Origin of the sequence: Oleiphilus messinensis (genome assembly GCF_002162375.1) — a bacterium.
Taxonomy (GTDB): domain Bacteria; phylum Pseudomonadota; class Gammaproteobacteria; order Pseudomonadales; family Oleiphilaceae; genus Oleiphilus; species Oleiphilus messinensis.
This window is the reverse complement of the sequence record NZ_CP021425.1, coordinates 1,813,825-1,828,058: the sequence shown is the minus strand read 5'-3', so window position 1 is coordinate 1,828,058 and position 14,234 is coordinate 1,813,825. Positions and strand designations below refer to the sequence as shown.

The 14,234-nt window shown below is 48.2% G+C and carries 13 protein-coding genes; 5 read left to right on the top strand and 8 right to left on the bottom strand.

What is annotated here, in order from left to right; all coding sequences use genetic code 11:
* Window positions 1–68: 68 nt before the first annotated feature.
* The 3 genes from secB to OLMES_RS07960 form a co-directional block, all read right to left on the bottom strand.
* Window positions 69–536, bottom strand: coding sequence for a protein-export chaperone SecB (gene secB, locus OLMES_RS07970; RefSeq protein WP_087460770.1), 468 nt, complete (start codon window positions 534–536; stop codon window positions 69–71).
* A 266-nt stretch (window positions 537–802) separates the two neighbouring features.
* Window positions 803–1,066 carry a glutaredoxin 3 gene (gene grxC, locus OLMES_RS07965; protein ID WP_087460769.1) on the bottom strand — a complete coding sequence of 88 codons (264 nt, stop codon included), beginning with the start codon at window positions 1,064–1,066 and terminating at the stop codon, window positions 803–805.
* Window positions 1,067–1,184: 118 nt separating this feature from the next.
* Window positions 1,185–1,601, bottom strand: a complete 417-nt coding sequence (locus tag OLMES_RS07960) for a rhodanese-like domain-containing protein (protein WP_087460768.1) — start codon at window positions 1,599–1,601, stop codon at window positions 1,185–1,187.
* A 212-nt stretch (window positions 1,602–1,813) separates the two neighbouring features.
* Here OLMES_RS07960 and gpmM point away from each other — a divergent pair, with 212 nt between their 5' ends.
* Complete coding sequence (gene gpmM / locus OLMES_RS07955; protein ID WP_087460767.1) at window positions 1,814–3,367, top strand: 2,3-bisphosphoglycerate-independent phosphoglycerate mutase; 1,554 nt, start codon at window positions 1,814–1,816, stop codon at window positions 3,365–3,367.
* Window positions 3,368–3,576: 209 nt separating this feature from the next.
* Entirely contained in the window at window positions 3,577–4,611 is a 1,035-nt protein-coding gene (locus tag OLMES_RS07950) for an NAD(P)H-dependent flavin oxidoreductase (RefSeq protein ID WP_087460766.1), read from the top strand.
* A gap of 9 nt (window positions 4,612–4,620) precedes the next feature.
* Here OLMES_RS07950 and OLMES_RS07945 read toward each other — a convergent pair whose 3' ends face one another.
* From OLMES_RS07945 to OLMES_RS07935, 3 genes are all read right to left on the bottom strand, one after another.
* Window positions 4,621–5,358 carry a Tim44 domain-containing protein gene (locus OLMES_RS07945; RefSeq protein ID WP_198343269.1) on the bottom strand — a complete coding sequence of 246 codons (738 nt, stop codon included), beginning with the start codon at window positions 5,356–5,358 and terminating at the stop codon, window positions 4,621–4,623.
* A 341-nt stretch (window positions 5,359–5,699) separates the two neighbouring features.
* The gene (locus OLMES_RS07940) at window positions 5,700–7,217 is read right to left on the bottom strand and encodes a serine/threonine protein kinase (protein ID WP_087460765.1); all 1,518 of its coding nucleotides are present in this window, start codon (window positions 7,215–7,217) and stop codon (window positions 5,700–5,702) included.
* Window positions 7,218–7,251: 34 nt separating this feature from the next.
* The gene (locus OLMES_RS07935; protein WP_087460764.1) at window positions 7,252–9,195 is read right to left on the bottom strand and encodes a caspase family protein; all 1,944 of its coding nucleotides are present in this window, start codon (window positions 9,193–9,195) and stop codon (window positions 7,252–7,254) included.
* A gap of 329 nt (window positions 9,196–9,524) precedes the next feature.
* Between OLMES_RS07935 and OLMES_RS07930 the strand changes: the two genes are divergently transcribed.
* Entirely contained in the window at window positions 9,525–10,928 is a 1,404-nt protein-coding gene (locus tag OLMES_RS07930) for an autotransporter outer membrane beta-barrel domain-containing protein (protein WP_087460763.1), read from the top strand.
* Here the strand turns inward: OLMES_RS07930 and OLMES_RS07925 are convergent.
* Both OLMES_RS07925 and OLMES_RS07920 read right to left on the bottom strand, forming a co-directional pair.
* Window positions 10,885–11,778: an alpha/beta hydrolase family protein gene (locus tag OLMES_RS07925; RefSeq protein ID WP_087460762.1), complete on the bottom strand. Its 894-nt coding sequence runs from the start codon at window positions 11,776–11,778 to the stop codon at window positions 10,885–10,887. The two genes, OLMES_RS07930 and OLMES_RS07925, sit on opposite strands and share 44 nt — an antisense overlap.
* Window positions 11,768–12,667, bottom strand: a complete 900-nt coding sequence (locus OLMES_RS07920) for a helix-turn-helix domain-containing protein (RefSeq protein ID WP_198343268.1) — start codon at window positions 12,665–12,667, stop codon at window positions 11,768–11,770. Before OLMES_RS07920 ends, OLMES_RS07925 begins: the two co-directional genes overlap by 11 nt.
* Before the next feature lie 218 nt (window positions 12,668–12,885).
* Between OLMES_RS07920 and OLMES_RS07915 the strand changes: the two genes are divergently transcribed.
* Both OLMES_RS07915 and OLMES_RS07910 read left to right on the top strand, forming a co-directional pair.
* Complete coding sequence (locus OLMES_RS07915; RefSeq protein ID WP_198343267.1) at window positions 12,886–13,260, top strand: putative quinol monooxygenase; 375 nt, start codon at window positions 12,886–12,888, stop codon at window positions 13,258–13,260.
* Between the two features lie 152 nt (window positions 13,261–13,412).
* Window positions 13,413–14,210 (top strand): (Fe-S)-binding protein, encoded by a 798-nt coding sequence (locus OLMES_RS07910; protein ID WP_087460760.1) that lies wholly within the window; start codon window positions 13,413–13,415, stop codon window positions 14,208–14,210.
* Window positions 14,211–14,234 lie beyond the last annotated feature (24 nt).

Sequence of the window (14,234 nt, the reverse complement as noted above, 5' to 3'; positions counted from 1 at the left end):
ACTGCAAAAGCGAGGCTGGGAGCTGCCTTTGAACTCAAGATGAACTCAAGCAACTCCCGGAATCCGGATCAGTTAGGTTGCTGACCTTCTTCCTGTTTGCGACGAACTGCTTCCGCATAGATCGCATCAAAGTTAACCGGAGCCAGCATCAATGGAGGAAAGCTACCGCGACCCACCATGTTATCAATTGCCTCACGGGCATATGGGAACAACAAGTTAGGGCAGAACGCACCTAACGTCTGGTTCAGGTTTGCACCTTCAATATTGTCGATAAAGAAAATACCAGCTTGCTGGATTTCAGCAATAAATGCTGTTTTATCTTCTACTTTGGCCGTTACAGTCAAAGAAACCACAACTTCGTACTGCTTGTCGCTTACTTTCGAGCTGGAAGTGTTCAGGTCCAGATTAACCTGAGGCTTCCATTCACCCTGAAAAATGGTAGGTGCGTTAGGGGATTCGAAAGAAACATCTTTCACGTAGATTCGTTGCAGAGCAAATTGTGGTTGATTGGCAGAAGCCTGTCCGTTCTCAGCCATGATTATTATTTCCTGTTTCTAATAAGGTCAAAATGAATTACTTAAAATAAGGTCGTTTACAATCAAATAGGCCATGGAACGTCTGCTCTACGCCGCTATTTGTGACATTTATTTTCGTGATATCTAAACTTGAGGTCAGAATCAGTGACTTTCAAGCCCCAAAGCATTAAAAAAAATCGGTATATGCTTTGTTAGTGCAAAAATGTGCACCAAGTATCAACTGTAGCTCAGCAATGTTAAATTTTCGCTCACTATCCGGATAATACTCAGGCGTTCTGGCCTTCCAGCAACGTATCGAGTTTGCCGCTACGGTTTAATGCCATAAGCTCGTCACAACCTCCAACATGCTCGGATCCAACCCAGATTTGCGGAACGGTATGTTTTCCGGCTTTTCGCGTCATTTCATCGCGTAATTCAGGCTTACCATCAACCGCAATTTCATGAAACGCTACATTTTTGCTTTCCAGCAACATTTTTGCGCGTATGCAAAAAGGACAAAAGCGTGTGGTGTAAATCGTAACCTGTTGCATAACTTTTCACTACCTGGAGAATTGAATTTCGAACATTGTATCGCTAATCAACGCCGCATTGCGTCTTGAAGCGGACTGTATTTCAGCAGTTACAATACAGCCCCAGCGATGTGTTCGCTTACTTTTTAGCCACGGGCAAATTTTGTCCGCGCCACTCCGCAATACCACCGGAAAGCCGTGCAGCATTCTCGACACCGATTTCTTTCAGTGTCTTGCAGGCCATACCGGAATGCTGACCCATTTTGTCAACCACGATGATCTGCTTGTCCTTGTGCTTATCCAGTTCCGCTTTACGTTCTTTAAGCGTGGACATGGGCATGTGCAAGGACCCTTTAATATGACCTTCACTGAAATCTTTCTTCTCCCGGACATCGACGAGCACTGCAGCATCTTTATTCAGCATAAAGGTAACCTGCTGAGGTGACAGCGTTGCACCTGCGCGTTTCTTCTCAACAATAATCAGCGCGACAATTAACGCCAGGAACGTTGTTGAAAGCTCCCAATGATTAACAATAAACTCTAGAAATCGATCCATTTTACCACCCACCGTTAAAACAGACGCGCATTATACACACAGATTCAATGGGACAGAAGTTCGAATAACAGCAGCACCGCCTTAACACCTCCTTACCGTATCAGGATAACCATGCATCTCACAATTAAGTCACCCGTAGCATGAAAATGCGATTCAGGGTAAAATTGAGCCACATTAATTGCCGCACGTGAATAGATTGAGATCCGACTCCTATGACAGATAAGCGTATTCCAACTGCCCTCATCATCCTGGACGGCTGGGGACACCGCCTCGAGCCAGACAATAATGCCATTTACCACGCCCGTACACCGTATTGGGACAGCCTGTGGAATACTCAACCAAAAACGTTGATTCACACCTCGGGAATGGCAGTCGGTCTTCCAGAGGGGCAGATGGGCAACTCTGAAGTCGGCCATATGAACCTCGGCGCGGGACGCATTGTCTATCAGAACTTCACGCGCATTACCAAAGATATTGAAACCGGTGACTTCACTGCCAATCCCGTACTCGTAAGCGCGATCGACAAAGCGGTTGCCGGAGACAAAGCGGTTCACATTCTGGGCCTGTTATCCCCTGGCGGCGTGCACAGTCATGAAGATCATCTTGTTGCGGCTTGCGAACTGGCGGCAAGTAAAGGCGCCAAACGGGTTTATGTTCACGGCTTCCTCGATGGCCGGGATACACCGCCACGCAGCGCCGAGCCCTCATTACAAAAGATGCAGGCCAAACTGAACGAACTGGGTGAGGGACAATACCGACTGGCCACTATCATCGGTCGCTACTTCGCAATGGATCGGGATAACCGCTGGGATCGCGTGGAGTCAGCCTACAATCTGCTGACACTGGGCGAAGCGGAATACACCAGCAACTCTGCTGTTGAGGGCTTGCAGGCGGCTTATGAGCGGGACGAAAACGACGAATTCGTCAAAGCAACCCGGATTCAGGCAGACGGTCAGCCGGACGCGACGATCAATGATGGTGATGCCGTAATTTTCATGAATTTCCGGGCTGATCGCGCTCGTGAATTGACTCGAGCCTTTGTCGATGCTGACTTTGATGGTTTTTGCCGGAAGAAGGTCCCGGCGCTGTCTGAGTTCGTCATGCTCACCGAGTACGCAGCGGATATTAATACCGCCTGCGCCTACCCGCCCGAGAAGCTGACCAACAGTATCGGCGAGTACATGGAAAAACTCGGCAAAACCCAGCTGCGCATTGCGGAAACCGAGAAATATGCCCACGTGACATTTTTCTTCAGTGGCGGCCAGGAAGAAACCTTCACCGGCGAAGACCGTATTCTGGTGCCTTCACCACAGGTCGCAACTTACGATCTTAAACCGGAAATGAGCGCCCCGGAGGTTACAGACAAACTGGTTGAAGCAATCAAAAGCGGTAAATACGATCTGGTTGTGTGCAACTATGCAAACGGTGATATGGTCGGCCACACAGGTAAATTTGATGCCGCAGTAAAAGCCGCAGAGTGTCTGGATCAATGCCTGGATCGCGTCGCGAAAGCCCTTGAGGAAGTCGGTGGTCAGGGCCTGGTCACGGCAGATCATGGCAACGTTGAACAAATGATGGATCCCGACTCCGGGCAAGAACACACAGCCCATACAACACTGCCAGTACCACTGGTGTACCTCGGGAATCGTTCTCTGTCTTTCATCGATGATGGAAAACTGAGCGATGTCGCCCCTTCTCTGCTCCACCTGATGAATCTGGAACAACCCTCCGAGATGTCCGGTCAATCACTGATTCAGGATAAATAATCCATCTGGAACAAAAAAGCCGAGGTTTCTTCCTCGGCTTTTTTATTCCAAGTCCTCTTGACGGGGTCACCCGAACATGTTCCGCAACTTTTTCCAGGATGCCGAGCGTCGCAGTTAAAAATGACTCCGATCGATTTTGCGTCATTTCGGCAATGGACAAATTGTCTTTACCCTATAAAGTGGTGCCCGTCTAATCTCGGGAAACCAGCATGAAAACACGCATCACTGAACTTTTAGGTATTGAAGCCCCATTAATCCTTCCGGGTATGAGCTGGATTTCGACTCCTCAGCTCGTTGCTGCAGTATCGAATGCCGGCGGTCTGGGTATTCTCGCCAGTGGCCCGCTGACACCAGAAGAAACCCGAGCATCTATTCGTAAGATCCGTGAGTTGACGGATAAGTCCTTTGGCGTGGGTGTCACCCTGCTCATGCCGGGTGCTAAAGAAAATGCCATGGTTGCTCTGGAGGAAAAGGTTCCCGTCATTAACTTTTCTCTGGGTAAAGGCGATTGGCTGGTTAAAAAAGCGCACGAATACGGTGGCAAAGTTATCGCTACGGTTGTATCAGAAAAACATGCGCTTTCGGCTCAGAGTATCGGTGCCGATGCCTTATTGGTAACAGGCCATGAGGCTGCAGCCCACGGCGGTGATGTGACGTCTTTGGTGCTGGTGCCATCGATCGCCAGCAAAGTAGATATACCGGTTATCGCAACGGGTGGCTTCGCCGATGCCCGAGGCCTGATGGCAGCACTTTCTCTGGGTGCTGAGGCTGTGGCGATGGGTTCCCGCTTCGCAACCAGCGCAGAAAGCCCGCTGCACAATCATGTGAAAGAAACTGTGGTTAAGAAATCCGAGCAGGAAACCATCTACTCCAAGAACTTCGACGGCCTTTGGGCTCGGGTGATGAAGACGCCGCGTTCAGTAAAAGAAACCAGGCGCCCCATGAATCTGATCATGGCAGGTATCGAAGCGACCAAAGCCGCAAAAATTGTTAAACAGCCGGTCTGGAAGATCATGCTGGGTATGGTGGTGATGCTCAATAAAATTAAACTGCTCGCCTACTTTGGCGCCAGTGTGCCGCGATTACAGGCGGCAACGATCAACGGCGACCTTGAAAAAGGCGTTCAGTTCATCGGCCAGACTCAGGGTTTGATTGAGGACATACCGACGGTTCAGGAGTTGATTGATCGCATTCAGGCGGATGCCAAAGCGATGCATGAACGCAACGGCCGTTACTTTTCCTGATACTGCTTTTCAAGCTCTGAAGTCGGAAAGGACGGTTGATTCGATATCAGGTAGTTCACTGACCATTTTTGTATACACCATGGACATGGAATCCTCCTCAATATCCGACACTTTCCAGACACCATCTTCGAGAGTAAACGACCAAATTGTTTCAACGTCTTTAAAACGCTTGCTGCCTTCCACCACCTTACCCGTGCCCTTGTGCATCAAGTAATCCTGCATATGAGCCTCAATGGAAATCACCACCATCGAGTCCTGATGAGCCTCCCCCTGATTACGGTGAACAAATAACAACGGCTTCAGATTTCTGATTTTCTTGACTTTACAGACATTGACCAGTCCTTCTTTTTCCCACCTCTCGAGGTGAACCTGTTGCTGGTTTTGCCAATACCATTCAGTCATCCAGCCTGACACTCCGGACAGATCCGCCTGCTCCCACCCGGAATGAACCCGATAGAAACAATCCTTCGCCCGAGCCTGAACCGCCAACCAATCGAAAATAGCGCTGTAGCCCGCCATAAACCGAAGATCCTTACGGGCCCGGCGCTCCGCAAGCTTTTCCCGAATTGCCATGTAGGTGATTAACGGTAAAAAAACCAGCACCAGAATCCCGAGAATAATTCGTCCCCAGAACGTCTCAAAAGCTGCTCTGGCAATTTTACCCCCTGGCCCTGCCATAGCAGGTTCCACTGCTGTCAGCGCCAATACAACAATAACAACTACGCCGACCACCATCACTTGCTTCATCGCCCCTCCCCCACCGGCAACTCAACCCGGTATTACTGAACAAATCATGCTCGGTAAACTCAAAATCAAAAACGGGTTACCGTCCACATACCTCAAGTTTAACGCTGAAAGAATGATATGCTCAAGACTGCTGTCCCATGATCACGACAGACGGTCCAGACGGGTTGTAGAAGGCACCAACTGCATAAACCTGGAAACTCACCTTCCCTTGTGGCGGCCATTCGTCGGCAAAAGAGGGGCCTGCCCGGTTGTGACCGAGGGGAACGCCAAACAGGAGCCAATTTAACACAGATTAGCTCTATCAATTGATAAAACAAAAAATATATTCTGCAAGTCAGAACTTATTGCTGTGTGTTCGCCAGCTCAACTTCGAATCTGCTCCATGCGGGATCAGCGGGGAAAACAGCTTTTGCGGCGAGTAGCGTATCTTCCGCTTTGTTCAAACTATTCTCGGCGATATACACTTCAACTTCTCGCACGATAAAGTCCTTAACATCTTCTATTCCAGCCAGAGCCTTTTCATTGTATGGATCCATAGACAATACAATCTTATAAGCTTCCAAGGCGTTAGACCCCGAAGGTGAAATCAAACGCCCGACACTCATGTGTGCACCTGCCACTTTTATCAAGCGATCTATTTTCTGCTGATTGGACAGATCCAATTGTTGAGTGTGTTGACGATTATCCCTCCCGTCAACGATAGGATTAAGCACCGCTCCACGGGTGGAAATGCCGGATACGGACTCTTCTTCGCGGATTTTCTGGCTCACATTTGAAGAGTCCGGGTCAACAGGTCGCGGCAGATTCTCCGGGCCCGCAATTTCCGGTGTGACTCCGGCGGGCTCTCCCGACGGCAAAGCTATTGATTCGTTCTGGAAATAAGACTGCCAGATGATCGTGAAAGCCGTAACAAGGGCTATTGGCGCACAAATCAGGATCCATTTGAACAGTGGGGGCCAGGTTGGCGGCGGGTGAGCATCGCCATCACTTGTAATTGGCCCTTTCACCTTGGAGGTTTTTTTTAACAGTTTTTGTTCCGCTAATTCCAAGGCAGCAATAAACTCATCGGGTGTCTGAAATCGGTTCACTGGATCTTTTGAAAGCGCCTTGCGGGTCAGTTTGTCAAAAATTTCAGGGATTTCCGGATTGATATCGGAAGGGTTTGACGGTGCGTCTGAGATAATTTTTTGGGCGATAGCAGTATAGGATTTGCCACGAAAACAACTCTCTCCGGTCAGTAACTCGAACAAAATGGTACCTACCGAAAACAGGTCTGACCGCGGATCCAGTTCATACCCCATGCATTGCTCTGGAGACATATATTTCGGTGAACCAATGATCGCCCCGACCTGAGTCAAGTTTGAATCTTCGAGTTTCGCGATACCAAAATCTGCGATCTTAGCCTTACCATCCCGCGTAATGAAAATATTATCCGGTTTAAGGTCTCGATGAATGATGCCGAAATGATGGATTTCCGAAAGTCCATTCAGGATATCGGTACAAATTTGTACGATTTCGCGAAAATCAAAACGCTTGGATTGCTTGATGAGCCGACTCAGCTCCTGTCCCTCAACGAACTCCATGACCAGATACGGTGGCCGGGCTTCAAAGTCAGCATCAAATACCATCACGATATTGGGATGAGAGAGACGACCGGTTGCTAACAGCTCGTTCTTGAAACGTTGTAGAAATTCGTTGGTGTTTTGTGAGTCCAACAAGTGACCGTGCACAGCTTTAACGGCAACAACACGTTCAAAATTGGGATCCAGACACTTGTACACAACACCCATCGACCCATAACCAATAGTCTCAAGCACTTGATATTTACCAAATTGCATGCTGTTGGGTTGTGGCTCCATGTTTCGTCCTTCTTCCGGGCAACTCCCGATCGGTTTACAAGGTTTTCGGCGTCAGAAAAAACTCTCCAGCTTCGTGACCTGCGAACTTTATTGCACCGTAATCCGGTACCTGCCGATATTGTCCAGGTTGATTATGCTTACTCATTGCATTGAGTATATTGATATAAATAGAGTTTCCGTCAATTATAGTATGGTTGTTTTCCAACACATCGATAAACGCCTGGGCAAAAAGAGAGTGCTCCCCACCCAGTGAATCGAGTACTGGCCGAGTACCGCCAGACGTCAACACGGTTCGTGCACGCACATCGACCATCACTTCCAACCAGTTCTGATAAGCACTATTTTTAATTTGAACCGCAGACCTGGCTATGGAGGCAGTCGAGAATGTACCGGCGTAGCACGAGTCTGCAACGACCATTATCTGATCCGCTTTGAAGGTATTTAATTGATCGGAAAGGGTCAAGTTTGACAACCAATTGGAAGCAAAGATCGGTGCGGCATCGACCCCTAACCAGTAGCCTTCATGGCTCGTTTCCTCCAGTTCACCGTGACCAGCATAGTAGATCAACAAGTTATCCCGTTCAGTGAGCGAACGGCGGAGCCGATCCAATGCGGCCAGAATATCGTAACGTCGAGCATTCACAAGCAACGTCACATTAAACCCGTATTGCTGCCTCAGTACACGGGCCACTGCACGTGCGTCATTCACGGCCGTATTCAGTTTGGGAAAATGTTGATACTCGTTGTTCCCAATCACCAATGCATGGTATTCACCGAAATCTACGCCAAGTTTGGGGGCCAATGTATTCTGGTTTTTTGCAGGTCGAGCCTGGAAGGAGGCATTCTCTGGACGGATTTGACCCTCGTCATTGAAGAGTACAAAATCAAACCGGGACTGATTGTTCTGTTTATCATGGGCGACAATGTTCACTTCGGTACGTACACCGTCAACGGGAATAGAGGCGAAAAACAAGTCAAACTCATCGGTGGTCAGTGGGAGACCATTGATTCTAGCGGTTTTTATTCCGATTGGAGACGTAATTTTTCCGACAATTTCAATCTTGGGGACAGACTCCGATAACAAAACACTGGCCCCGCTGCGCGTTAATGTGATTGGTGGATCAATAATCTGTATTTCAGGTGCAGCGATCCCGGGCTGAACAGAGGCCACACCCGCTGAAGTCACATCAATCGAAGAGATTAGTCGCTGACGTTCTGACTCCCATTCTGCCTGTGCCGATTTCAGCACACTTTGTTCCGTTACCAGTGTTTTTTTATCTTGCATCAAGACGTCATTAATTTGAGCAAGCTCCCTGTTTTTTTCCTTCAAAATCTGTTGTCTGGAGCGCAGTACCTGCTTCTCCTGTTGCAGGTCGGTGATAATTTGCTGTTGCTCCTGCAGCGAATTTTTCAATTGGTTAGAGGCCAGAATAGTGGACGCATACTGCAGAGAATCCCCCGAAAGCCCGGCAGCACGACGGTAGAGATTGAGCGCCATGATGGTGTCTTTTTCAACCCCCAAACCTTTTTCATATAGATTGGCTAGATTGATTTGGGCTCTGGGCAGGTTTTGTGCTGCTGCTTTTTCATACCACACTGCGGCAGCTTGATAATCAGCTGGAACCCCCAGCCCTTTTTCAAAAATCTCCCCGACATAGGCCTGTGCTTCCGCATCCCCGGCCTGAGCCTGAGGTAGCCAGATTTTCAGCGAGGTCGCATAGTCAGCGCGATCATAGGCGGTAAATTCACCTCCGCGAATACCGCAATCTGATGATGTAGTCTTAACAGGCCGGCGTGGTGTCACATAGCGCGCTCTTGAACCCAGTTGCCGGACCTGCCCGGGCAACAAGCAATCGACCACCATAAGTGAGTCTGTGTCTTCTGCCCCTTCAATCCCCGCCGCTTTCTCGGACTGAGTGGTACAGGACGTGATGACGATAAGAGATAGTGTCAGGCCGATGGCCAGTAGTAATTGCATTGTTCGCCCTCCGTAAGCGTCGAACTATCACAGGATCTGTTCCTAATTACTGCTATGCTCCATCAGAAAACCGTTCCGTTAGAAAACCGTTCCGTTAGAAAACCGATAGTACTTCACTCAAGTATAAAACGTTTTACTAGGGCAAAACCAAGGTAATTTGTCGCAGACATAATCTCTGTGCATACTTGATAGTATCCTGATACGGAAATACTGCAGGATGCAGGCCTGCTCAGGAAGAATGCAAACTTGAAAATTCGCATAAGTGATTCCGGTAGTGTTGTGGTCACCAGTCACTCAACTAACCCTAGCCCTGAAAAGAGAGATAAAACATGGATCGGATCAATTACACAGGTATTCACTCAAAAACTTTGGTTTACGCGCTGTTGGCAGTCTCTCCTGTCATTTTCAGTCCCCCTGCATCGGCCGGCAATCTGGACGGCCAGGATTTTGACAACGACGTTAAGAACTTAATGGCGGATGCGGTGCAAACCGTGTGTGGAAAATTCGTTGCAAACAATTCTGCCGACAACCCGGTTGCCCTGTCGGACAATCAAACTCAATTGTTTCGCCGCTGTCGTCAGATGGTACATTCCGCAAATGATTTGGCAGGAAACGGCGCTACAGCGGATTCGCTGGATTTAACTAAAGCAGAGTTGGGAGACGCCATGAAAGCCCTGGCTGATGAAGAAGTAGGCGTTCAAGGGGACTGGGCAACTCGCTCATCGAATCAACAACTGACGAATTTACAGACTCGACTGGCAGCCCTTCACGCAGGTTCAACCGGGCTGAGCTTCAACGGCTTAAACCTTGATGCAGGCGGGCAGACAGTTGCATTGAATGACCGACTCCTGTCGGGCACTGGCGGAAATGCGGGAAATGTTAACGGCAAGCTGGGTGTGTTCGTAACCGGGCAAATTGCGACCGGTGAACGGGATGAAACAGCATTGCAAACCGGTTACGATTTGGACTCTATCGGCATAACGGCAGGTCTGGACTATCGTGTTACACCCCAAGCAGTCGTTGGTGCCGCGTTTGGCTGGACAGATACAGAGGCTGAATACACTGACAACAACGGCAAACAGGATATCGATGGTCTTGATCTGACACTCTATGGCGCCTACACCATTGATGCACTGTATTTTGATGCCGCGATTAGTTTTGGGCAACATGACTATGAATCACAACGCCGGGTTGCTTACGCGGGAGGTGAAGTTGATACCGTCCCGATTGCCACAACTGCAGGAGACTTGCTAAACGGGTATCTGGCGGCAGGTTATCAAGTGGCGCAGAACCAATGGTTGGTCAGCACCTATGCGCAGCTACATTACACCGATATCGATATTGACGCTTTTGAAGAGTTTGGTGGTACCGATCAATCCATCAACATGTCAGTTGCCGAGCAAAATATCGAATCGCTGCAAACCGTATTAGGGACACAAGTCGAAATTAATATCTCCGCATCCTGGGGCGTTCTCATTCCATATGTGAAAGCCGATTGGCACCACGAATTCGAAGATGAATCCCGAACAACCTCTTATCAGTATGTATACGACCCATTCGATACCACATACACACTAAACACCGATGAACCCGACTCAGACTATTTTGTTGTTGGCTTGGGGGGAAGCGCGGTCTTTGCCCAAGGGCAAATATTCATCGATTATGCTACACCGCTCGCATTAAGCGATGTCACCAATCATGTGGTATCCCTTGGCTGCCGTCTCGAGTTTTAGCATTGTTCATGAGCGCCCACCAGTTGGTGGGCCAGCAGCATTGATGTTCCGTATCATCCAAGGGGATCAATGTGGCTCGCGATTGCATTTCTGCATAGTCCGCGATCCAACGGGGTAAAATTTCGCGATCCTCCATCGCCACGAAATGGTATTGTGCTATCTTGTCTGGAAGCGGCCCAAGGCCGAAAGGATTTGTTGAACCGGTCAAAGGAGCATAGCCGTGATAGCGAGTCCAACGGTCAGTATCCAGGTTGCCTGCAAACGTTATCACACGTTCAATATTCGGTAGTTGATGGGCCAGTAACGCTGCCAATGTTGCACCACCGCTGTGACCAATCAAGGTCATTTCTGGCTGCTCAGGATTCAGTTGCAGTAATACCTCTTTCACACTCGAAACGACATCCGGGTGAAACCGACCAAAAGTCCACCAATAGGGAGAACACCTTGAATCCTGCACAGGATACTCATCCAGAAAATAACAGGGCCTTCCCAAATAGATTGCCGGAGCAGGGTCATTTAACATGATTTCCAGCAATACGGGATTGGGAACAGTTGGGGTCATTGCATAGGTTTTTCGGTTGAGCCAGGCTTTACCATCCCCTTCCAAATAAACATGAATATGGGATCCCTGCCCGGATTTTAATAACAACCGATGGGGGAAATACGATGAGTCGACCGACCTGATTTGATAAGTGTCGAAACCAAGATTAGCGCGTTTTTGCCACAGAAAAGCCACTGATTCGTGAAAGGCTGTTTGTCCCAAAGGTATCAACTGACAGCCCGCACACACCCCCAATACAAGCAATGAAAAAACAACGGCTGATAATGAAAAATCAAGCCTAGAAAACATAATTATCTTTCTTGGGCGTCGAGCCGTACTTTATTTTATAGGCTTTAATGAAATGCGATACGTTTTCATATCCTGCTTCCAACGCGGCTTCCGTTACACTTACATTTCGGGAAGATAACAGGTTTTTTGCCTTTTCCAGCCGCTTCTCGATTATCCAGCGATTTGGCGTCGTGTTATAGGTCTTTTTGAAGTCGCGCATGAAAGTTGAAACACTGCGCCCGGTCAACAGTGCATAATCCTCTATTTTCAAGTTTCGCGCGTAGTAGGCTTCCATAAAATCACTAATACTGCGTTTGTCTGCAGGCTTGTCATAGCTCGACAAGGCTTGCAGAAAATAATGAGCCCGGTCTTGAATGGCAATCAAATGCAATAGTTCAAGCAACTTTAACTCCAACAAGGCTTCAGTGTTTTCCGTGTTGTGGTAAACCCGCTGCAAAGACTCGAAAAAGTCAAGAATCTGCTGGTTGGCAGGAGTCGTATAAAGCGAGTTGGGACTGGACCCCCGTTTTATCAGCAACGCCTCGGAATTGGACTGCATATATTTGTCGATCAAGGAATCGTCATAAAAAAATAATAATGCCTCGAACCGGCCATCTTCCGTAACATAGTCAGACACGAGATAAAGGTCTTTGGGCAAAAACAGCATACAATTCTGATTAACAACCGTTTCAATACCATTGGGACTGGAAATGATCTGCTTACCCTGAATAACGTAAACAATTAATGGAGCAGTAATATACTTCTCTTTTTTTAACAGACTTTGGCTTAATGTTTTATGTAGAATTGAAGAAGCACCATTCGCAAAAATGGCATTTAAGTTTGGCAGTGAGTAGAGCGATTTAGGTATAACTTCCAGAATCATATAAACACGTTCCTGTGAGCGCTTCATATCTTTACCGTCAGTGTACTCAAAAACAGTCAGAAATAACGCTACTCAGTCAAAACCAAAAATAAATATTCCCTATCCCATGCCGCCGGCTTTACAAGAATGTGCACTGCCTACCATTATCCCATTGCAGGATCAGTCCCTTTTACGCTGCTAGACAGCGCTGAACTGCAAGCGAAACCCACTCAAAGTAAAAAACACTTAAATCAGGAGGATTCGGCATGTTTAAACGTTTGATAACCACGCTGTTCGTTTTGACTTTTATTACTTTCGCTACATTGAGCCAAGCACAACAAATTCAGGAGGAAACCAAAATGAACGTCATCATCACTTTTAATGTCAAGGAAGATAAATTGGCCTCATTCCGTCAAATCATGGACGATGTAAAAATCAATCTTCCATCAGTTGAAGGTTGCGATACCGTAACCATCTACAACGATGCAGAAGATCCTAAAGTTTTCACGTTGGTGGAGACTTGGAATTCAAGGGAAGCTCATAAGAAACATATCGACGGGGTAGTCGCCTCTGGCACGTGGGAAACCATCGCTCAGCACCTGCAGAGTGATCCTGTAAGCAGCTACTTTCAGGTTTATTAAGGCATCTAAACCGTCTACCTGTGGCGGGATTTCCGCCACAGGACAACCTCATTCCTGCAACGAATTCACGCCAAACCTAGCAGAATTCATGAAAAGCCATTACAGTAATTGAACCACTCCCCAGCAAATCACCAAACAATAAAACGACAACAATGAATGCACTTTCTGACACACCTCCCGAGTTTGAGCAGACCAAAACTCAGAAACCCGACCGGGTTTATTTTTTTGGTACCTGTCTTATCGATCTTTTTTATCCTGACGCGGGTTTGTCTGCGATTCAGTTGATCGAACGGGAGGGCGTTAACGTCATTTTCCCCCAAGCCCAAAGTTGTTGCGGGCAGCCACCGTATAACTCCGGGTACCGGGAGGAGGCAATACAGGTGGCCAAGGTGCAAATGGATGCATTACACGAATCCATCCCGGTAGTCGTGCCTTCGGGCTCCTGTGCGGGAATGATGAAGTTTCACTATCCCGAATTATTTAAGAATCATCTCCGCGCGAAGCAAGCCCAAGCGTTCTCCGAGAGGATCATTGAATGGAGCGCCTTTTTGCATCGGGTGTTGCAGATTAAATTAGAAGATTTGGGGCAACCCACCCGAGTCGCCTTGCACACATCCTGCAGCGCGCGCCGGGAGATGGGTGTAACCGAAGATGGACTGGCCTTACTCCGGCAGTTGCAACAGGTTGATCTCGCGGAACCGGAGAGAGCATCAGAGTGTTGCGGTTTTGGCGGTACTTTTTCGGTGAAACAACCTGAAATCGCAGCATCAATGGCCGCGGACAAATGCAATGCCATTAAACAAACCGGGGCGGAGATGCTGGTCAGTGGCGACTGTGGCTGCCTGATGAATCTGGAAGGTACCCTCAAAAAATCAGCAGAATATTCCAGCGCACACACGATTGACTCAACCCACCTTGCCCAGTTTATCTGGCAACGGGTCAGCAAATAACGCCCTTTCAGTGCAGCAGGAGGA

Excerpts from the sequence above, each read along its gene's own strand:
- OLMES_RS07950 (WP_087460766.1), top strand. The coding sequence starts at position 3,577 with ATGAAAACACGCATCACTGAACTTTTAGGTATTGAAGCCCCATTAATC.
- OLMES_RS07960 (WP_087460768.1), bottom strand. The coding sequence starts at position 1,601 with ATGGATCGATTTCTAGAGTTTATTGTTAATCATTGGGAGCTTTCAACA.
- grxC (WP_087460769.1), bottom strand. The coding sequence starts at position 1,066 with ATGCAACAGGTTACGATTTACACCACACGCTTTTGTCCTTTTTGCATA.
- OLMES_RS07910 (WP_087460760.1), top strand. The coding sequence starts at position 13,413 with ATGAATGCACTTTCTGACACACCTCCCGAGTTTGAGCAGACCAAAACT.
- OLMES_RS07925 (WP_087460762.1), bottom strand. The coding sequence starts at position 11,778 with ATGTTTTCTAGGCTTGATTTTTCATTATCAGCCGTTGTTTTTTCATTG.
- OLMES_RS07935 (WP_087460764.1), bottom strand. The coding sequence starts at position 9,195 with ATGCAATTACTACTGGCCATCGGCCTGACACTATCTCTTATCGTCATC.
- OLMES_RS07930 (WP_087460763.1), top strand. The coding sequence starts at position 9,525 with ATGGATCGGATCAATTACACAGGTATTCACTCAAAAACTTTGGTTTAC.
- OLMES_RS07945 (WP_198343269.1), bottom strand. The coding sequence starts at position 5,358 with ATGAAGCAAGTGATGGTGGTCGGCGTAGTTGTTATTGTTGTATTGGCG.
- secB (WP_087460770.1), bottom strand. The coding sequence starts at position 536 with ATGGCTGAGAACGGACAGGCTTCTGCCAATCAACCACAATTTGCTCTG.
- gpmM (WP_087460767.1), top strand. The coding sequence starts at position 1,814 with ATGACAGATAAGCGTATTCCAACTGCCCTCATCATCCTGGACGGCTGG.
- OLMES_RS07940 (WP_087460765.1), bottom strand. The coding sequence starts at position 7,217 with ATGGAGCCACAACCCAACAGCATGCAATTTGGTAAATATCAAGTGCTT.
- OLMES_RS07920 (WP_198343268.1), bottom strand. The coding sequence starts at position 12,667 with ATGAAGCGCTCACAGGAACGTGTTTATATGATTCTGGAAGTTATACCT.
- OLMES_RS07915 (WP_198343267.1), top strand. The coding sequence starts at position 12,886 with ATGTTTAAACGTTTGATAACCACGCTGTTCGTTTTGACTTTTATTACT.